This is a genomic window from Rhizobacter sp. (assembly GCF_032229685.1).
GTDB lineage: Bacteria > Pseudomonadota > Gammaproteobacteria > Burkholderiales > Burkholderiaceae_C > LMDS01.
Window position 1 is genome coordinate 143,641 of the sequence record NZ_JAVTWP010000041.1, and the last position, 17,837, is coordinate 161,477.

Annotated in this window: 19 protein-coding genes; 5 read left to right on the top strand and 14 right to left on the bottom strand. The window is 67.3% G+C overall.

Going from position 1 to position 17,837, the window contains the following annotated elements:
- Positions 1–3 precede the first annotated feature (3 nt).
- Entirely contained in the window at positions 4–441 is a 438-nt protein-coding gene (locus AC30PD_RS21300) for a type II 3-dehydroquinate dehydratase (protein ID WP_489537699.1), read from the bottom strand.
- Positions 442–452: 11 nt separating this feature from the next.
- Complete coding sequence (locus AC30PD_RS21305; RefSeq protein WP_489537700.1) at positions 453–1,460, bottom strand: TRAP transporter substrate-binding protein; 1,008 nt, start codon at positions 1,458–1,460, stop codon at positions 453–455.
- 194 nt (positions 1,461–1,654) lie between these two features.
- Here AC30PD_RS21305 and AC30PD_RS21310 point away from each other — a divergent pair, with 194 nt between their 5' ends.
- Both AC30PD_RS21310 and AC30PD_RS21315 read left to right on the top strand, forming a co-directional pair.
- Positions 1,655–2,437: an IclR family transcriptional regulator gene (locus AC30PD_RS21310; RefSeq protein WP_489537701.1), complete on the top strand. Its 783-nt coding sequence runs from the start codon at positions 1,655–1,657 to the stop codon at positions 2,435–2,437.
- 68 nt (positions 2,438–2,505) lie between these two features.
- Positions 2,506–2,838, top strand: a complete 333-nt coding sequence (locus tag AC30PD_RS21315) for a hypothetical protein (protein ID WP_489537702.1) — start codon at positions 2,506–2,508, stop codon at positions 2,836–2,838.
- Between the two features lie 10 nt (positions 2,839–2,848).
- On the opposite strand, the gene AC30PD_RS21320 is transcribed toward AC30PD_RS21315, so the two are convergent.
- On the bottom strand, positions 2,849–3,550 hold the full coding sequence (locus AC30PD_RS21320) for a pseudouridine synthase (protein ID WP_489537703.1): 702 nt from the start codon (positions 3,548–3,550) through the stop codon (positions 2,849–2,851).
- 91 nt (positions 3,551–3,641) lie between these two features.
- Here AC30PD_RS21320 and AC30PD_RS21325 point away from each other — a divergent pair, with 91 nt between their 5' ends.
- The gene (locus AC30PD_RS21325; RefSeq protein ID WP_489537704.1) at positions 3,642–4,640 is read left to right on the top strand and encodes a Gfo/Idh/MocA family protein; all 999 of its coding nucleotides are present in this window, start codon (positions 3,642–3,644) and stop codon (positions 4,638–4,640) included.
- Positions 4,641–4,649: 9 nt separating this feature from the next.
- Here AC30PD_RS21325 and AC30PD_RS21330 read toward each other — a convergent pair whose 3' ends face one another.
- From AC30PD_RS21330 to AC30PD_RS21375, 10 genes are all read right to left on the bottom strand, one after another.
- Positions 4,650–5,306 carry an NUDIX hydrolase gene (locus tag AC30PD_RS21330; RefSeq protein WP_489537705.1) on the bottom strand — a complete coding sequence of 219 codons (657 nt, stop codon included), beginning with the start codon at positions 5,304–5,306 and terminating at the stop codon, positions 4,650–4,652.
- A gap of 1 nt (position 5,307) precedes the next feature.
- A complete protein-coding gene (locus AC30PD_RS21335; RefSeq protein WP_489537706.1) occupies positions 5,308–6,153 on the bottom strand; it encodes a phytanoyl-CoA dioxygenase family protein in 846 nt (281 codons plus the stop codon).
- 61 nt (positions 6,154–6,214) lie between these two features.
- Entirely contained in the window at positions 6,215–7,219 is a 1,005-nt protein-coding gene (locus AC30PD_RS21340; protein WP_489537707.1) for an ABC transporter substrate-binding protein, read from the bottom strand.
- 65 nt (positions 7,220–7,284) lie between these two features.
- Positions 7,285–8,130, bottom strand: a complete 846-nt coding sequence (locus tag AC30PD_RS21345; protein WP_489537708.1) for an ABC transporter permease — start codon at positions 8,128–8,130, stop codon at positions 7,285–7,287.
- 8 nt (positions 8,131–8,138) lie between these two features.
- Positions 8,139–9,056 (bottom strand): ABC transporter permease, encoded by a 918-nt coding sequence (locus AC30PD_RS21350; protein WP_489537709.1) that lies wholly within the window; start codon positions 9,054–9,056, stop codon positions 8,139–8,141.
- A complete protein-coding gene (locus tag AC30PD_RS21355) occupies positions 9,053–9,835 on the bottom strand; it encodes an ABC transporter ATP-binding protein (protein ID WP_489537710.1) in 783 nt (260 codons plus the stop codon). The genes AC30PD_RS21350 and AC30PD_RS21355 overlap by 4 nt, the downstream gene beginning before the upstream one ends.
- A gap of 36 nt (positions 9,836–9,871) precedes the next feature.
- The gene (gene preA, locus AC30PD_RS21360) at positions 9,872–11,176 is read right to left on the bottom strand and encodes an NAD-dependent dihydropyrimidine dehydrogenase subunit PreA (protein WP_489537711.1); all 1,305 of its coding nucleotides are present in this window, start codon (positions 11,174–11,176) and stop codon (positions 9,872–9,874) included.
- 47 nt (positions 11,177–11,223) lie between these two features.
- Complete coding sequence (locus tag AC30PD_RS21365) at positions 11,224–12,606, bottom strand: NAD(P)-dependent oxidoreductase (RefSeq protein ID WP_489537712.1); 1,383 nt, start codon at positions 12,604–12,606, stop codon at positions 11,224–11,226.
- Positions 12,607–12,621: 15 nt separating this feature from the next.
- Positions 12,622–14,070, bottom strand: coding sequence for a dihydropyrimidinase (gene hydA / locus AC30PD_RS21370; protein ID WP_489537713.1), 1,449 nt, complete (start codon positions 14,068–14,070; stop codon positions 12,622–12,624).
- A gap of 32 nt (positions 14,071–14,102) precedes the next feature.
- Positions 14,103–15,377, bottom strand: a complete 1,275-nt coding sequence (locus AC30PD_RS21375; RefSeq protein ID WP_489537714.1) for a Zn-dependent hydrolase — start codon at positions 15,375–15,377, stop codon at positions 14,103–14,105.
- A 166-nt stretch (positions 15,378–15,543) separates the two neighbouring features.
- On the opposite strand from AC30PD_RS21375, the gene rutR reads away from it, so the two are divergent.
- Both rutR and AC30PD_RS21385 read left to right on the top strand, forming a co-directional pair.
- Positions 15,544–16,194, top strand: a complete 651-nt coding sequence (rutR, locus tag AC30PD_RS21380; RefSeq protein ID WP_489537715.1) for an HTH-type transcriptional regulator RutR — start codon at positions 15,544–15,546, stop codon at positions 16,192–16,194.
- The gene (locus AC30PD_RS21385; RefSeq protein WP_489537716.1) at positions 16,191–16,796 is read left to right on the top strand and encodes a flavin reductase family protein; all 606 of its coding nucleotides are present in this window, start codon (positions 16,191–16,193) and stop codon (positions 16,794–16,796) included. Before rutR ends, AC30PD_RS21385 begins: the two co-directional genes overlap by 4 nt.
- Before the next feature lie 102 nt (positions 16,797–16,898).
- Here AC30PD_RS21385 and AC30PD_RS21390 read toward each other — a convergent pair whose 3' ends face one another.
- On the bottom strand, positions 16,899–17,819 hold the full coding sequence (locus AC30PD_RS21390) for a LysR family transcriptional regulator (protein ID WP_489537717.1): 921 nt from the start codon (positions 17,817–17,819) through the stop codon (positions 16,899–16,901).
- Between the last annotated feature and the right edge of the window lie 18 nt (positions 17,820–17,837).

The following is a 17,837-nucleotide window of genomic DNA, read 5'->3' on the forward strand; positions in this document are numbered from 1 at the left end:
AACTCAGCCTTCGCGCACGATCTCGACCAGCGCGCGCAGCGCGGCCAGGTAAGACACCGGGCCGAGACCCTGAATCGTTCCGCGCACCGCCGGCGAGATGATCGAGTGCGCGCGCCACGGCTCGCGCGCCGCGATGTTCGACATGTGAACTTCGAGCGTCGGGAACGGCATCGCCTTGATGGCGTCGTGCAGCGGCACGCCGTGCTGTGTGAGCCCCGCCGGGTTGACGAGCGCGCCCTGCGCGGTGTCGATGTTCGTGTGCAGGAAGTCGATCAACGCGCCTTCGTGGTTCGACTGCATCACGTCGAGCGTCACGCCGAGTTCGAGCGCCAGCGCCTCCAGGCGCGCGTTGATCTGCGCCAGCGTGGTCGTGCCGTAGATGTGCGGCTCGCGGCGCCCGAACAGGTTCAGGTTCGGGCCGTGCAGCACGAGGATCTTCATGCTGCGGCCGTTCACTTGCGCACCCGTGCCAGCTCGTCGTTGTAGAGCTTGACGGTGGCCGGGTCGTAGCTCGCGGCGAACTTCTCGGTCACCGGCTTGGCGATGTCGCGCATGCGGGCCTGCTCGGCCGGCGCGAGCTCGTTGAACAACATGCCCTTGGCCTGCAGTTCGCCGACCGCTTTCTGCGCCGCGGCGCGGCTCACCTGGCGCTGATAGCCGCGCGCTTCGTCGGCGGCTTCATGCATCATCTTCTGCTCGGCCGGCGTGAGCGTGTCCCAGAACTTCTTGCTCACGAGCACGATGTTGGCGGCATAGACGTGGTTGGTGGCGCTCACGTACTTCTGCACCTCGAACATCTTGTTCGACAGGATCACTGCGAACGGGTTCTCCTGGCCGTCGACGGCCTTGGTCTCGAGCGCGGAATACAACTCGGTGAAAGGCATCGGCACCGGGTTGGCCTTGAAGGCCTTGAAGGTGTCGAGGAAGACCGGGTTCGGGATCACGCGGATCTTCAGCCCGTCAAGGTCTTCGGCCTTGGTGATCGGACGCTTGCTGTTGGTGACGTTGCGAAACCCGAGGTCCCAGTAGCCGAGCGCGATCAAACCCTTCTCGGGCAGCTTGGCGATCAGCGCCTGGCCGAGCGGGCCGTCGAGCAGGGCGTCGGCCTGCGCGAAGCTGGCCACCGAGAACGGGAAGTCGATCAGCCCGAATTCACGCACGATGCCGGCGAGCGAGGTGGTGGCCGGGGCCGACATCTGCTGCACGCCGCCCTGCAATGCCGACTGCTGCTGCATTTCGTTGCCGAGCGTCGAGGCCGGGTACTCCTGCACCTTCATCTTGCCGCCGCTCTTCGTGGCCAGCAGTTCTGAAAACCGCTTCACGCCGAAGCTCACCGGGTGGTCGGCATTGTTCAGGTGGCCGAAGCGGATGATGCGTTCGGGCGTGCCCTGGGCCGCGGCGGGCAGGGTGAAGGCGAAGGCGAGGCCGGCGGCGGCCAGCGAACGAAAGATCGGTTTCAAGGCTGTCTCCTGGCGAATGGGATCGAAGCTGCCCGGGCCGGGCAGGCGCCGCGCTGCGCGAGCGGTCACCGGCATCATAACAAGAGTGGAAAATGTTTCCAATACGGAATCGACTTAGCATATCAACTCACGAAGTGCCCGGCTCTACAGTGCAGTGCACGTACACCCGACGACAAGAACCCTGACAAGACCCGATGAGCGGAACACTCGAACGCAGCTTCAAACTCCTGGAGCACCTGGCCGCACACCCTGAGGGCCGTGCGCTGTCGGCGCTGGCCACCGAGCTCGCGCTGCCGCTGAGCGCCACGCACCGCCTGCTGACCGAGCTGGCGCGCTGCGGTTATGTGCGCCAGGACCAGAGCCACGGCGATTACATGCTCACGATCAAGCTCGTGTCGCTCGGCCTGAGCTTTCTGAGCAGCAGTGGCATCGTCGACGTGGCGCAGCCGCTGCTCGACCGGCTGGCGGCCGAAGCAGGTGAGCTGGTTCGGCTGGCCGTCGTCGACGGCGATGCGCTGACCTTCGTCGCCAAGGCGCAGGGCGCCACGCGCGGCCTGCGCTACGACCCCGACATGGGTCTGTCGGTCACCTTGTCGTGCAGCGCGGCCGGCCATGCCTGGCTGTCGACGATGAGCGACGAAGAAGCACTGCAGCGGGTGGCCCGACAAGGGTTCGGCCAGCCCGCGAACTTCGGCCCGAAGGCACCGACCACGGTGAAAGCACTGCTCACGCACCTGCGCGCAGCGCGCAAGAACGGCTTCAGCACCATCAACGAGGTCTTCGCGCCGGCCATGACGGCGATGGCGGCGCCGGTGCGCAGCGGCAACGGCGCAGCGATCGGCGTGGTCACGATCGCCGGCCCGCTGGTGCGCCTGACCGACGAGCGCATGCAGGCGCTCGGCCCGGCCTTGCTCGACACCGCGCACGAGGTCGCGCGCGCCAGCGGTGCTTCGGCGATGTTCAGGAAGCGGGCCTGACGCGCCAGCCAGCAGCGACAGGCCCGCCGTCCTGTAACCTCGGCGGATTCAAGACAACGAGACCCGCCATGAAAGACTTTCCCGCCCGCGAAAAACTCGACCTGACCGAAAAGGTCGCGCGTTACCTCGTGATCGCCGGCACGCTCGACAAGAACTCCGCCCCCGACGACTACGAACTCGCCAATGAACTGAGCCTGGAGCTCGCGATGGTGCTGCCGAGCGCCATCTACCGCGCGATGGTCGAAGCGGCGGCGCACCCCGACGGCAAGGTCAACCCGGCGTCGGTGGCGGTGATGATGCGCAGGGAGCTGTTGTCGTCCACCGAAGCCGATCTTCAGCCCGAGCAGGTCGCGTATCACACGCCGGGTGTGACGACCAAGCCGCGCAGCCGCGCGCATTGAAGTCGGAGTTTCAACCCGCGCCGAGCACCGCCTCGGGCCCGCTCAACCAGCGCCACTTGCCCGGCGCCAGATCGGCCGGCAACGTGAGCACGCCGTACGAACTGCGGTGCAGCTGGCTCACCGTGTTGCCGGTGGCCGCGAGCATGCGTTTGACCTGGTGGTACTTGCCTTCGAGCAGCGTCAGGCGCAGCGTGCGCTCGCCGGTCTTCTCGGCCGCTGCGGCGCGCACCGGCAGCGGGTCGTCGTGCAGTACGACGCCGCGCAGCAACTCGTCGATCTGCTTGTCGGTGACCGGCTCGATCGCTTCGATCTCGTAGACCTTGGGCACGTGTTTTTTCGGCGACGTGAGGCGGTGGATCAATGCGCCGTCGTCGGTCATCAGCAGCAGGCCGGTCGTGTCTTCGTCGAGCCGCCCCACCGGCTGCAGGCCACGCACGCGCAGCGGCGGCGGCAGCAGGCTCATCACGCTCGGGTGGTGCTTGGGTTTCTGCGAACACTCGTAGCCGGCGGGTTTGTTCAGCAGCACGAGCGCCTTCACGCGGTAGGGCCACAACTCGCCGCGCACCCCGAACACCAGCCCTTCGGGCTCGACCTCGTGGAACGGGTCGTCGCACACCACACCACCCAGCGTCACATGCCCGGCGAAGATCAGCCCTTCGCATTCGCGGCGCACGCCGAAGCCTTGGGAATAGAGGACCTGGGAGAGTTTCATGGGGCTCGGTGCGAATCGGCGTGGGTTCGCATTGTCGTGCGGTCGGTAGATGGTCTACAAACGAGGCTCGTGAACATCGGGGAGCACGGCCATGACACCTGTCCGCTGGGGCATTCTTTCCACCGCGCTGATCGGCCGCCAGAAAATCATTCCGGCGATGCGCAAGAGCGGGCTGATGGAGCTGTGCGCCATCGCATCGCGCAATGAAAAGAGTGCGCAGGCCCTGGCCACCGAGTTCGGCATCCCCAAAGCCTACGGCACCTACGAAGCGATGCTGGCCGACCCGGCCATCGAGGCCGTCTACAACCCCTTGCCCAACGACCTGCACGTGCCGATGACGCTGGCCGCGCTGAAGGCCGGCAAGCACGTGCTGTGCGAGAAGCCCATGGCGACCAAGGCCGCCGACCTCGTGCTGCTGCGGCCCTACGCCACGCTGCTGCACATTCGCGAGGCCTTCATGGTGCGCCACCACCCGCAGTGGGCCGAGACCCGCGCGCTGGTGCGTGAAGGCGCGATCGGCGAGCTGCGCTACATGCAGGTGCCGTTCAGCTACTTCAACGACGACCCGCACAACATCCGCAACCGGCCCGAAGCGGGCGGCGGTGCGGCTTTCGACATCGGCTGCTACGCGATCACCGCCGGGCGCTGGTTTTTCGAGTGCAGCCCGGAGCGGGTGATCGCCCTCGTCGACCGCGACCCCGAGTTCCACACCGACCGCACCACCAGTGCCTTGCTCGACTTCGGGCGCGGCCGGCAGCTCGCGTTCAGCGTCAGCACGCAGGCGGCGCGTTTCCAGCGCCTGCAGCTGGTCGGCACGAAGGGCCGGCTCGAGATCGACGTGCCCTTCAATGCACCCGAAGCTGCGCCCACGAGCTACCACGTGCACGGCATCGGCGGCGCGGGCGCGCCACCGCCGCGAACGGTCACCGTGCCGGTGGCCGACCAGTACCAGCTGCAGATGGAATCGTTCTCGCGCGCCGTGCGCTCCGAGGCGCCCGACGCCGCGGGCCTGGACGATGCGCTCGCCAACATGCGCGTGATCGAGGCGCTGTTCGCTTCAGAGAAGAGCGGCCGCTTCGAGCGGCCCTGAGTTCGCCCGCTACTTCCAGGCGAAGGCCGGTTGGTCGAAGTGCGCCACGCGCGTCGGCCGGTCGAGGATGCAGACCTCGCGGAACTGGTAGATCACGGCCGCCGTGGGCGCGGCGATCCAGTGCTCGGCCACCGGCATCTTCAGCACCGGGCGCGCGGGGTCGGCGGTGGGTTCGAGAATCGGCGCATCGGCGCGCAGGAATTCGTCGATCGGGATGCGGTGGATGCTCTGCACTTCGCCGGGGTTCGGCTGCATCGCGCGGGCCGCGCCGGCCCACACGACGACCGGCGTGATCACGTAGCCCGAGCGGGTCACGTAGTCGTCGAGCCGGCCGAGCACCGCGCCGGGTTCGAGCACGAGCGCCACTTCTTCGAACAGCTCGCGCAGCGCGGCGTCTTCGGGTGTTTCACCGGCGTCGATGCGGCCGCCGGGCAGCGCCCACTGGCCGGCGTGGTCGCGCAGCGTCTCGGCGCGGCGCGTCAGGATCAAGGCGGCGCGTTCGCTACAGGCTGCGGGCTGCGGCAGGCCGTGCAGGTCGGCGCCAAAGCCTTCTTCGGTGACAGCGACCGCCACGGCCGCGTGGCGCAGGCCGGGCTCGTCACGCGTGTGGCGCTCGAAGGCGCGCAGCCGCGTTTCGATGCGGGCACGCAGCATCGCGGCCTGCATCTCAAGCAATCAATTTCGGGAACAGCGGGTGGTCCATCTCGGCGCCAGCCGGCAGCACTTCGGCCAGGCCGGGGAAGGGCGGCGACGTGACCCAGCTGCGCGGCGCGTGCCGCACGTCGTCGCCGAGAAAGCGCACCGAATACACGCGCCGGCGCCCGCCGCCGGGCATGCCTGCCGCGGCGTGCAGCGCGAGCATGTGAAAGCACACCATGTCGCCGGGCTCGACGGCCCAGCCGATGATCGGGAACGCAGCGCGGTCGGCGTCGATCGCCGGCAGGTCGGCCAGGCTGCCTTCGGGGAACCACTTCGCCTGGTGGTCCATGAACGTGCGCGGCATCAGCCACGGGCCGAGGTGCGAGGCGGCCACGAATTCGAGCGTGGACTCGCGTGGCACCGGGTCGACCGGGATCCACATGCTCACGGTCTGCGTGCCGTCGATGTTGTAGTAGGGCTGGTCCTGATGCCAGGGCGTGCGCTGGCGTGTGCCGGGCTCCTTGACGAGCAGGTGGTCGTGGTAGAGCCGCACGCTTCGCGATTGCATCAGGCGCTGCGCCAGATGCGCGAGCGGCGAGCCGAAGATGAACTGCTCGTAGGCGGGAATCTCCTGCCAGTTGCAGAAGTCTTCGATGAAAAAGCCGGGGTCGTCGGGCCGGCTCGCCACTTTGGCGCGCGGGCTCGGTGCGGCGAGGTTGGTTTCGATGCCGGCACGCAGCAGGGCGAGTTCTTCGGCGTTCAGCAGGCCGCGGATGCAGACAGCGCCGTCGCGCGCGAAAGCGCTCACGTCAGCGGCGCTCACACGCTCGCTCACGCGGCGCGCGAAGTCGGCGGGGGCTGGTCTCTCGATCATCGCGGTCTCATGGAAGAAGGGGCGAGCGCAGCGCGCCCGCCCCTTCGTCACAAGAGCGTTCTTACTTCGCCATGGCCTTGTCGGTCACGGCATGCGTCCAGGCCGCGGCGCCCGGGTCTTTCTTGATCACCGGGTCGCTTCCGCCGGCCAGCAGCACCTTCACCGTGCGCTGGTAGGCGGCCGGGTCGAGCACGCCCATCTTCGGCGTGCCCGAGGTGGTGATCAGCTTGGCCACGTTCTCGAGCTGGCGCTTCTGCACCGCGGCAGTCGAGCCGCCCGAGGTGTCGGCGGCGAGTACGATCTTCACGGCTTCGTCCTGGTTCTTGATCGCGTATTCCCAGCCCTTGATCGAGGCTTTGACGAACTTGGCGAGCTTGGCCACGTAGGCCGCGTCTTTCAGGTCGGGCTCGCGCGCGTACAGGCCGTCTTCGAGCGTGGCCACGCCCTGGTCTTCATACGGGAAGGTCACGAGGTCGGTGGCCTTCACGCCGGCGTCGATCACCTGCCAGTACTCGTTGTAGATCATGGTCGAGATGCAGGCGGCCTGGTTCTGCAGCAGCGGGTCGACGTTGAAGCCCTGCTTGAGCACCTTCACGTCGGGCGTGGCGCCGCCGGTCTTCAGGCCCAGCGTGCCCATCCAGCTGAGGAACGGGTACTCGTTGCCACCGAACCAGACACCGAGCGTCTTGCCCTTGAAGTCTTTCGAGGTGGTGACGCCGCTGGCCTTCTTGCAGGTGAGCATCATCCCCGAGCGGTTGAAGATCTGTGCCACGTTGACCATGGGCACGCCGGCTTCGCGCGCGGCCAGGGCGCTGGGCATCCAGTCGACCGTGAGGTCGGCGCCCTTGGCGGCGAGCACCTGGGCCGGCGCGATGTCGGGGCCGCCGGGTTTGATGGTCACGTCGAGGTCGGCTTCCTTGTAGAAGCCCTTGGCGGCGGCCACGTAGTAGCCGGCGAACTGGGCTTGCGGCAGCCACTTGAGTTGCACGGTGACCTTGTCGGCGGCAGAAGCCGCGCCGGCAAAGCCCGCCAGCATCAGCGAGAGCAGAAGAGTTGTTTTGCGCATCAGTGAACTCCGGAGGTAGTGCCTTGCGGCGGGGTGGGCGTGAGAGAGCAATACAGCATTGGACATCATCCGCCGCTGCGAATCGAGGGGTGCCAGAAGGTCACGCGGCGCTCGACCCAGCCGAGCAGGCCGTAGAGCAAGGAGCCTGCCAGCGCGGCGACGAGGATCGCCGCCCACACCAGGCCCATGTTGAGCCGCGCCGCTTCGGTCGAGATGCGGAAACCCAGGCCGGCGACCGGCGAGCCGAAGAACTCGGCGACGATCGCGCCGATCATCGCCAGCGTCGAGTTGATCTTCAGCGCGTTGAAGACGAAGGGCAGCGCAACCGGGATGCGCAGCGCGAACAGCGTGCGCCAGTAGCTCGCGCCGTAAGAGCGCATCAGGTCACGTTCCATGTGGCCCGATTCGTTCAGCCCGGCGAGCGTGTTGACGAGCATCGGGAAGAAGGTCATCACTACGACCACGGCGGCCTTGGAATGCCAGTCGAAGCCGAACCACATCACCATGATGGGCGCGATGCCGACCAGCGGCACCGTGCTGGCGAGCGCCGCCACCGGCAGCAGGCCACGCTGCAGGAACGGGCTGCGGTCGATCAACACGCCGGTGATGAAACCGAGCGAGCAGCCGGCCACGAGGCCGATCAGGGCCGAGTGCATCACGGTCTGCATGAAGTCGCCGACCAGCACGCCGAAGCTCGCGAACAGCGCGTGGCCGATCAGCGTGGGCGCGGGCAGCAGCACCTGCGGCACCTCGAAAGCCTGTGTCAGCACCTGCCAGAACACCAGCACCCAGACGCCGAACAACAAGGGCGTGCCGAAGCGGCCGAGCCAGCCGCGTTCGTCACGTGCCGCGAGCCAGCGCACGCTGGCGACCGCCGCCACGAGCATCAGCAACAAGACGGTCGCCAGCACGCCCGCGCTCACCGCCTGCCCCCCGGCGTGAGCCCGCGTTCGGCCAGCGCGACCAGGCCGGTGAGGAACAGGCCGAGCAAGGCCGACATGACCAGCGCCGACCAGATCTGCACCGTGTTGCCGTAGTACGAACCGGTGAGCAGCCGCGCGCCCAGGCCGGCCTGCGCGCCGGTCGGCAGCTCGCCCACGATGGCGCCGACCAGGCCGGCGGCGATGGCCACGCGCAGCGACGGGAAGAGATAGGGCAACGACGCCGGCACGCGCAGCTTCCAGAACGTGTGGCTCTTCGACGCGGCATAGGTGTGCAGCAGCTCGAGTTCGAGGATGCCCGGCGAACGCAAGCCTTTCACCATGGCGACCGCGACCGGAAAGAAACACAGGTACATCGAGATGATGGCTTTCGGGAACGTGCCCGTCATCCCCATGCTGCCGAGGATCACGATCACGATCGGCGCGATCGCGAGCACCGGAATGGTCTGCGACGCGATCACCCACGGGAACAGGCTGCGCTCCAGAGTGCGCGAATGAACGATCGCCACCGCGAGCACGGCGCCGAGCGCGGTGCCCATCACGAAGCCGAGCAGCGTGGCCGAGCTGGTGACGGCGGCGTGGTACAGCAGGTTGCGCGGCGAATCGAGCGGCCAGCCGAACACCGAGTCGAACAGGTCGAGCGCGATCTGGTGTGGCGCGGGCAACACCGGGCGGTCCATCGAGAGCGTGAGCCGAGCCAGGTCGATGAAGGTCCAGCCGGGCCGGTCCGACAGCACCCGTTCGATCACCTGCGGCGCGTTGAGCCAAACGGCAGCGCCGTACCAGACGATCAACACGACCGCGAGCACCGTGATCACCGGGCCGATGCGGAACCACGCAGCCGAGAGCGCACTGCGCTCGCTGCGCCCGCCACTCATCGCGAGCGCTGCGCTCACGCGTGCCCTTCCTGCAGCGCCACGCGCACACGGTGCGCGATGGCTGCGAACTCCGGCGTGTCGCGCACATCGAGCGTGCGGTCGGCCGGCAGGCCCGACTCGATCACGTCGACGATGCGCCCCGGCCGCGGCGACATCACGACGATGCGCGACGACAGGAACACCGCTTCGGGGATCGAGTGCGTGACGAACACGACGGTGCGCTTCTCGCGCTCCCACAAACGCAGCAACTGCTCGTTGAGCCGGTCGCGCGTGATCTCGTCGAGCGCGCCGAAGGGTTCGTCCATCATCAAGAGCTTGGGCTCGAAGCCGAGCGCACGCGCGATCGACACCCGCTGCTGCATGCCGCCCGAGAGTTGCCACGGGTACTTGCCTTCGAAGCCGGCGAGGCCCACCCGTTCGAGCTGCTCCATCGCGATGGCGCGGCTCTTCTCGGGCGGCACGCCGTGGATCTCGAGCGGCAGCCGCACGTTGGCGAGCACCGTGCGCCACGGGAACAGCGCAGGCGCCTGGAACACATAACCGTAAGAACGAGCGAGGCGCGCGTCGCGCGAGCTCAGGCCGTTGACGCGCACCGTGCCCGAACTCACCTGTTCCAGGTCGGCGATGACACGCAGCAGCGTCGTCTTGCCACAACCCGAAGGGCCGATCAGCGAGATGAACTCGCCTTCACGGATGTCGAGGCTCACTCGGTCGAGCGCGGTGACGGTGTTTTCTGCGGAAGGGTAGACGACCGAAACGTTCTGGACTTCGACGGTGGCGGGGGGTGTGGCAGACAAAGGCGGGCTCGTCTCAAGAATGGTTCGGCGGACGGTTCAGGCCGCGCGCGCGGGGTTGTTCGGGTGGGTCGTCCAGTTGGCGTACTCGCCGGGCACCACGCGGCCGGTGCGCGCGTCGGTCTCGCCGGGTTGCAGCGCGTGCATGGTGATGCATTCGGGCACGGGGCACACGGAAACGCACAGGTTGCAGCCGACGCATTCGTCGTCCATCACCTCGAAGTGGCGCTTGCCCTCTTTCGTGGCGGTGATGGCCTGGTGCGAAGTGTCTTCGCAGACCACGTGACAGCGGCCGCACTGGATGCAGGCGTCCTGGTTGATGCGCGCCTTCTCGATGTGGTTCAGGTTCAGCTGGTTCCAGTTGACGATGCTCGGCACGGCCCGGCCGCGGAAGGCTTCGATGCTCGCGAAGCCTTTTTCATCCATGTAACCCGAGAGCCCGTCGATCATGTCTTGCACGATCCTGAAACCGTAGGTCATCGCTGCGGTGCACACCTGCACGTTGCCGCAACCGAGCGCGATGTACTCGGCCGCGTCTTTCCAAGTGGTCACGCCGCCGATGCCCGAGATCGGCAGGCCCGCCATCTCGGCGGTGCGCGCGATCTCGGCCACCATGTTCTGCGCGATCGGCTTCACGGCCGGGCCGCAGTAGCCGCCGTGCGAACCGGTGCCACCGGTGTTGGGGTAGATCAGCAGCGAATCGAGGTCGACACCCATCACCGAGTTGATCGTGTTGATGAGCGACACCGCATCGGCGCCGCCCCGGTGTGCGGCGAGGGCCGGCGGCTTGATGTCGGCCACGTTCGGCGTGAGCTTCACGATCACCGGCAGGCGCGTGTATTCCTTGCACCAGCGCGTGACCATCTCGATGTATTCGGGCACCTGGCCCACGGCCGAGCCCATGCCACGCTCGCTCATGCCGTGCGGGCAGCCGAAGTTGAGCTCGATGCCGTCGCAGCCGGTGTCTTCCACGCGCGGCAGAATAGCGCGCCAGGCCTGCTCTTCGCACGGCACCATGATCGAGACGACCATCGCGCGGTCGGGCCACTGGCGTTTGACGCGGGTGATCTCTTCGAGATTGGTCTCGAGCGGCCGGTCTGTGATCAGCTCGATGTTGTTGAAGCCGATGAGGCGCCGGTCCTGCGAATACAGCGCCGCGTAGCGCGGGCCGTTCACGTTCACGACCGGCGGGCCGGCTTCACCGAGGGTCTTCCAGACCACGCCGCCCCAGCCCGCTTCGAAAGCGCGCACGACGTTGTATTCCTTGTCGGTCGGCGGCGCCGAGGCGAGCCAGAAAGGGTTGGGGCTCTTGATGCCCGCGAAGGTGGAGCTCAGGTCGGCCATGTTCAGCTTCCGTTGGATTCAGGCGGCAGGGGTGGCGATGCGCCGCATCAAGCCGCAGCGCGACGGACGCGCTTGAACTCCGCGCCACCGCGCACGGTGCCGAGCGCACGGTCGATCGAGTGGGCCGCGATCTTGCCGTGTTCGACGGCTTCGACCGTCAGGTCTTGCCCGCCGAATGTGCAGTCGCCGCCGGCCCAGACCTGCGGCAAGGTGGTGCGGCCTTCGGCATCGACCACGATGCGCCCGCCGCGCAAGGCGAGCGTGGCGAGCTGCGGGTCGGCCAGCACCAGTGTCTGGCCGATGGCCTTGAGCACCGTGTCGGCTTCGATGCGCCAGTGTTTGCCGGTCGCTTCGAGCTTACCGCCCACCTCGTGCACGCTCGCGAAAGTGGCGGCCTCGACCTGGCCACCTTCGATCTCGAGCGAACGCAAGACGCTCCAGGTGCGGATCGACACGCCGTTCAACTGCGCCCATTCCTGCTCGTGTTTCGAGGCCGGCATGCGCTGCTGGTCACGCCGGTAGACGATGGTGACTTCTTCGGCGCCGAGCTTGCGCGATTGCACGGCCGCGTCGACCGCCGTCATGCCACCGCCGATCACGACCACGCGGCGGCCCACCGGCACGGCGGCGTAGTCGTTCGTCTGGCGCAGCCCGGCGATGAACTCGACCGCGTTGCCCACGCCCGACGCGAACTCGCCGGTCAGGCCCAGCGCGTTCACGCCGCCGAGGCCGAGGCCGAGGAACACGGCGTCGAACTGCCTGGTCAGGTCGGCCAACGTGACCGTGTTGCCGAGTGTCTGCCCATGGCGCATGCGGATGCCGCCGATCGAGAGCAGCCAGTCGATCTCTTGCTGCGCGAAGCCGTCGACGGTCTTGTAGGTGGCCAGGCCATATTCGTTCAGGCCACCGGGTTTGGGCTTGGCCTCGAACACCGTCACGTCGTGGCCGAGCATCGCGGCGCGGTGCGCGCACGACAGGCCGGCCGGGCCGGCGCCGACGACGGCGATGTGCTTGCCGGTGGACGGAGCACGCTGAAAGAGCGGCGCGCCGGGGTTCCTGAAGTACGCATCGGTCGCGTGCCGCTGCAGCAGGCCGATCTCGACCGGTTTGTCTTCGTTGGTGTTGCGCACGCAGGCCTGCTCGCACAACACCTCGGTGGGGCAGACACGAGCGCACATGCCGCCGAACACGTTGGCTTCGAGAATCGCCTTGGCCGCGCCGCGCAGGTTGTCTTCACCGATGCGGCGGATGAACGACGGGATGTCGATGCCGGTGGGGCAGGCGTTCACGCACGGCGCATCGAAGCAGTAATAACAACGCTCGGCTTCGATCAGCGCCTGCACCGAAGTGAGCGGAGGGTGGGCGTCGCTGAAGTTGCTGGTGTACTGGCAGGCCGAAAGGCGGCCGGCTTTCACGTCGGGTTGCGGCATCTGCGTTGCTCCGCCTCAGGCCGCGCGCGCCACGGCTTGCGGCACATGCAGGCCGGCCTGGCGCTTGAGTGCGTCGAACACCGGCGCAAAAGCAGGGCGCTTCACGTAGCGGCCGGCACCGCGCTCGGTGCGCAGGTCACCGTCGATCCAGACGATCTTGCCTTGCGAGAGCGTGACCTTCGCGAGGCCCGTCACATTGCGGCCCTCGAACACGTTGTAACCGACCTTCGATTTGCTGCCGGCCGTCGTGATCGTCTTCGTCGCGCTCGGGTCCCACACCACCAGGTCGGCGTCGCTGCCGGCCTGAATGGCACCCTTGCGCGGGTACAGGTTGAAGATCTGCGCCGCGTTGGTGGAGGTGACGCGCACGAATTCGTTCGGCGTGAGCCGCCCGGTGCCCACACCCGCATCCCACAACACGCTCATGCGGTCTTCCACGCCGGCGCAGCCGTTCGGGATCTTGCTGAAGTCGGCCTTGCCCATGGCTTTCTGCTCGCCGCAGAAAGCGCAGTGGTCGGTGGCGGTCGTGTGCAGGTGGCCGGCGGCCAGCGCGCCCCAGAGCGCGTCTTGATGGTGCTTGGCGCGGAACGGCGGGCTCATCACGTGGGCGGCGGCAACGTTCCAGTCGGGGTTGCGGTACACCGACTCGTCGATCGTCAAGTGGCCCGCGAGCGCTTCACCGTACACGCGCTGGCCGTGGCTGCGCGCGCGGATGATCGCGTTGACCGAGTCTTCGCAACTCACGTGCACGATGTAGAGCGGCGTGCCCAGCACCTCGGCGATGCGAATCGCACGCTCGGCGGCTTCGGCCTCGACGGCCGGCGGGCGCGACAGCGGGTGGCCTTCGGGCCCGGTGATGCCGGCGGCCACGAGCTTCTTCTGCAGCTGGAACACGAGCTCGCCGTTCTCGGCGTGCACGGTGGGCAAGGCGCCGAGTTCGAGCGCGCGGGTGAAGCTGTTCACCAGCACTTCGTCGTCGGCCATGATCGCGTTCTTGTAGGCCATGAAGTGCTTGAAGCTGTTCACGCCGTGCTCGCGCACCAGCGTGCCCATGTCGGCGTGCACGCTCTCGTCCCACCACGTGACCGCCACGTGAAAGCTGTAGTCGGCCGCCGCCTTCTCGGCCCAGCCGCGCCAGTTCTGGAAGGCCTGCATCAACGGCTGCTTCGGGTCGGGGATCACGAAGTCGATGATCATCGTGGTGCCGCCCGACACGCCCGCTGCGGTGCCGGTGTAGAAGTCGTCTTTCGTGACCGTGCCCATGAAGGGCAGCTCCATGTGCGTGTGCGGGTCGATGCCGCCGGGCATGACCAGCGCACCGCCGGCGTCGACCACCGTGCAGCCCGCGGGCACCTGCAGGTCGGGGCCGACGGCGCGGACCACGCCGCCTTCGGTCAGCACATCGGCGCGCACGCTCGACTCGGCGTTGATGACGGTGCCGCCGCGGATCAGGATGCTGCTCATGGGGGTGCTCCAGGTTCGGTGGGTTGGCGTGCTCAGGCGAGGGCGACGGTTTCAGAACTTTGCCCGACCACCGGCAACTCGTTCGCCTTGGCCAGCATGGCGCGGAACAGCACGTTGCCGCCGGCCGAGATCCATTCGGGCTTGGCGTCTTCGATCTCGTTGTGGCTGATGCCGCCGATGCAGGGCACGAAGATCATCGCGGTGGGCGTGACCTTGCTCATGTAGCAGGCGTCGTGGCCCGCGCCCGAGACGATCTCGCGCGTGCTGTAGCCGAGCGCCTTCGCGCCTTCGCGCACCATGGCCACGCAGCTTTCGTCGAAGTGCACGCAGTCGTACTGGAAGATCTGCTTCAGGTCGTGTTCGAGGCGGCTTTCGGCCGCGATCTTCGCCACGCCTTCTTTCAGCTCGGCGTCCATCTTCAGCAGCTCGGCGTTGTCGGGGCAGCGGAAGTCGACGGTAAGAAACACCTTGCCCGGGATCACGTTGCGCGAGTTCGGGTAGCTGTTGATCATGCCGACGGTCGACACCGCCAGCGGCGCGTGGTTCAGCCCGATCTGGTTGACGAGTTGAATCACCCTGGCAGCGCCGAGCAGCGCGTCGCGCCGCACCGGCATCGGCGTGGGGCCAGCGTGCGATTCCTGGCCGGTGAGCGTGAGCTCGTACCAGCGCTGTCCCTGCGCGTCGGTGACGACGCCGATGGTCTGGCCTTCGTGTTCGAGGATCGGGCCTTGTTCGATGTGGGTCTCGAAGAACGCGTGCACCGGCCGGTTGCCCATGGGCTGGTCGCCGAGGTAGCCGATGCGCTTGAGTTCTTCGCCGATCGTCTTGCCCTGCTGGTCGGTGCGCGAGTGCCCGTAGTCGAGCGAGAACACGCCGGCGTAGACGCCCGAGCCCACCATGGCCGGGGCGAAGCGCGAGCCTTCTTCGTTCGTCCAGACCGAGGCTTCGACCGGTCGCTCGGTTTCGATGCCGTGGTCGTTCAGCGTGCGGATCACTTCGAGCCCGGCGAGCACGCCGTACACGCCGTCGAAGCGCCCGCCGGTGGGTTGGCTGTCGAGGTGGCTGCCGGTGCCCACCGGCGCCAGGCTGTTGTTGCGGCCAGGGCGGCGCGCGAAGATGTTGCCCATCTGGTCGACCTTGACGGTGCAGCCGGCCTCTTTGCACCACTGCACGAACAGGTCGCGGCCCTGCTTGTCGAGGTCGGTCAGCGTGAGCCGGCACACGCCGCCCTTGGGCGTGGCACCGATCTTCGCCATTTCCATCAGGCTCGCCCAGAGGCGGTCGCCGTTGATCTTGATTTCAGCCATGGCCAGCTCCTGCTAGGGTTCGACGAAGGGCAGGTTATGCACCCAACCGAGGCACACGTCTACTGCCGCGGCGAGCATGCAACCGCCGTGCCAGTTTGACCATATGGACAAACACCGATCCGGCTGGGAGACTCGGCCCATCGATGCACGCCCCACGGGAGAGCCGGTGACGAAGAAAAAGGCGGCGGCTGCCGCGCCGGTGGCCAACAAGCGCGAAGCGGTGCTCGCCGCCGCGCTGGGCCTGTTTTCGCGCTTCGGCCTGCACGGCACCAGCGTCGACCAGGTGGCGGCGCGCGCGGGTGTGTCGAAGAGCAACCTGCTCTACTACTTTGCCAACAAGGAAGAGCTGTACGTCTGCGTGCTGCGCGAGCTGCTCGAGGTGTGGCTCGCCCCGCTGCGCGAATTCAGCGCCGAGCAAGACCCGCAGCAGGCCATTGCCGACTACATCCGCCGCAAGCTCGTGGTCTCGCGCGACAGCCCCGAAGCGTCGCGCCTGTTCTGCCTCGAGATGGTGCAAGGCGCGCCCCTGCTGCGCGACGAGCTCGACCGCGAACTGCGCGAGATCGTGCAACGCAAGTCGGCCGTGATCCGCGGCTGGGTCGAAGCCGGGCGGCTGGCGCCGGTCGACCCCGAACACCTGATCTTCATGATCTGGGCCACCACCCAGCACTACGCCGACTTTGCGGTGCAGGTGCAGGCGCTCACCGGCGAGACGCTCGCGAACCCCGCCTTCTTCGAGAAGACGGTGGCGAACGTGCAGGCGCTGGTGTTGAACGGCGCCGGGCCGAGGCCCGCCGAAAGGAACGCACGAACATGAACGACACCGACAACCCGCACATGAACACCCCGCACTTCCGCCCCGTGGCGCTCGAACACGCGAGCCGCCTGATCAACCACGGCCCCACCGTGCTGGTGACCAGCGCGGCCGGCGGCCGGCGCAACGTGATGGCCGCAGCGTGGTCGATGCCGGTCGAGTTCACCCCGCCACGCATCGCCGTGGTGATCGACAAGCACACCTTCACGCGCGAACTGGTGATGGCCAGCGGTGCGTTCGGGTTGTGCCTGCCGGGCGTGGGGCTGGTGGACCTGACCTACGCGGTGGGTGGCGAGAGTGGCCGCGATGTCGACAAGTTGGCGAAGCACCGCATCGCCACCATCGACGGGCCGGTGCTCGGCATGCCGCTCATCGAAGCGGGTTGCGCGGCCTGGCTCGAATGCCGGCTGATCCGCGAAGCCCACGCCGAAGAGGCTTACGACACCTGCTTTGCCGAGGTGGTGGCTGCCGCGGCGGACGAGCGCATCTTTGCGAATGGGCATTGGGTGTTCAGCGATGAGAACAGTGCCTTGCAGACCATTCATCACTTGGGTGCCGGGCACTTTGTGCGGGCGGGGGGTGTGGTGCGGGCGAGGGGGTCGTAGGGGGGCGGCGGGGGTTAGCCGGGCGACTGGCGCCGCTCGACCCGGAACTGGCGCTCAAGGCGGGCTGAGCCACGCAGGAGCGCACCTCCGCCCACCACCGAATCAGCGATGAGCGCTTCCCTTGGCAGAACGCATCAATCCGGCACCAACGAAACCCTGAAACTCGAGTCGTATCGCATCGCTCAGCTCTCGCATGGCGCGGCTCTTGGGCCGCCCTCGCAAACTGGCGATCTGCCGGACGACTTCGAGGCCGCGGATCCGCACCGCTTTGATGCCTCGACTCTCGAGCTTTCCCAGCAGAACAGAGTGTGGAACAACCGCGTAGCCATGACCCGACGCGACCAAGGCTCGGATCGCGGGAGAGCTCTCGACGAAGATGTTCACGTTGAGCCTCTCGGAAAGATCCGGCGCGGCGCCCCGAATGAAGTCCAGGGTCACCGAAGGCATCATCAGTTTCAGACCGGCGAGAGCGCTGAGCGGGATGGAGGGCCGGTCGACCAGTGGGTCGCCTTCCTTGCCGACCAGGCTCATGTGCTCGTTCGCCAGTGGTTCGAGATCGATGTAGTCACTCGTTCTCGGCCCCGTCACGATGGCAAGGTCGACCGCTCCTGTCTGCATGCGGTTCACGGCATCGTTCCACAGGCCTTCGCTGAGCTCCAGACGAACCTTCGGGAACATCCCGAAAAAGCGATCGACCAGCGGTTCGAAAAGCACTTGGCCGATGCTCGAAGGCGCCATCAGGCGGACCGTGCCCATCAGCTCCTTGTTGTGCGCGAGCACTTCCGTGCGAGCGTCATCGATTTGCGACAGGATGAACTGCGCCCGATCGAACAGAACCCGCCCGGAGTCGCTCAGCGTCACGCCGCGTGACCCGCGGTCCAGCAGGTCGCCGCCAAGTTCGTCTTCCAGATCCTTCATGTGCCGACTGAGCGCCGACTGCGCGACGTGGAGTGCATCCGCGGCGACGCTGAAGCTGCCCGACTGCGCGATGCGCACGAAGTAACTGAGCTGGCGGAGATTCATCGTTGCATCTCAAAAAAG

Coding starts and splice junctions, on each gene's coding strand:
- AC30PD_RS21300 (WP_489537699.1), bottom strand. CDS start 441: ATGAAGATCCTCGTGCTGCACGGCCCGAACCTGAACCTGTTCGGGCGC.
- AC30PD_RS21310 (WP_489537701.1), top strand. CDS start 1,655: ATGAGCGGAACACTCGAACGCAGCTTCAAACTCCTGGAGCACCTGGCC.
- AC30PD_RS21315 (WP_489537702.1), top strand. CDS start 2,506: ATGAAAGACTTTCCCGCCCGCGAAAAACTCGACCTGACCGAAAAGGTC.
- AC30PD_RS21320 (WP_489537703.1), bottom strand. CDS start 3,550: ATGAAACTCTCCCAGGTCCTCTATTCCCAAGGCTTCGGCGTGCGCCGC.
- AC30PD_RS21325 (WP_489537704.1), top strand. CDS start 3,642: ATGACACCTGTCCGCTGGGGCATTCTTTCCACCGCGCTGATCGGCCGC.
- AC30PD_RS21330 (WP_489537705.1), bottom strand. CDS start 5,306: ATGCAGGCCGCGATGCTGCGTGCCCGCATCGAAACGCGGCTGCGCGCC.
- AC30PD_RS21335 (WP_489537706.1), bottom strand. CDS start 6,153: ATGATCGAGAGACCAGCCCCCGCCGACTTCGCGCGCCGCGTGAGCGAG.
- AC30PD_RS21340 (WP_489537707.1), bottom strand. CDS start 7,219: ATGCGCAAAACAACTCTTCTGCTCTCGCTGATGCTGGCGGGCTTTGCC.
- preA (WP_489537711.1), bottom strand. CDS start 11,176: ATGGCCGACCTGAGCTCCACCTTCGCGGGCATCAAGAGCCCCAACCCT.
- AC30PD_RS21365 (WP_489537712.1), bottom strand. CDS start 12,606: ATGCCGCAACCCGACGTGAAAGCCGGCCGCCTTTCGGCCTGCCAGTAC.
- hydA (WP_489537713.1), bottom strand. CDS start 14,070: ATGAGCAGCATCCTGATCCGCGGCGGCACCGTCATCAACGCCGAGTCG.
- AC30PD_RS21375 (WP_489537714.1), bottom strand. CDS start 15,377: ATGGCTGAAATCAAGATCAACGGCGACCGCCTCTGGGCGAGCCTGATG.
- AC30PD_RS21385 (WP_489537716.1), top strand. CDS start 16,191: ATGAACGACACCGACAACCCGCACATGAACACCCCGCACTTCCGCCCC.
- AC30PD_RS21390 (WP_489537717.1), bottom strand. CDS start 17,819: ATGAATCTCCGCCAGCTCAGTTACTTCGTGCGCATCGCGCAGTCGGGC.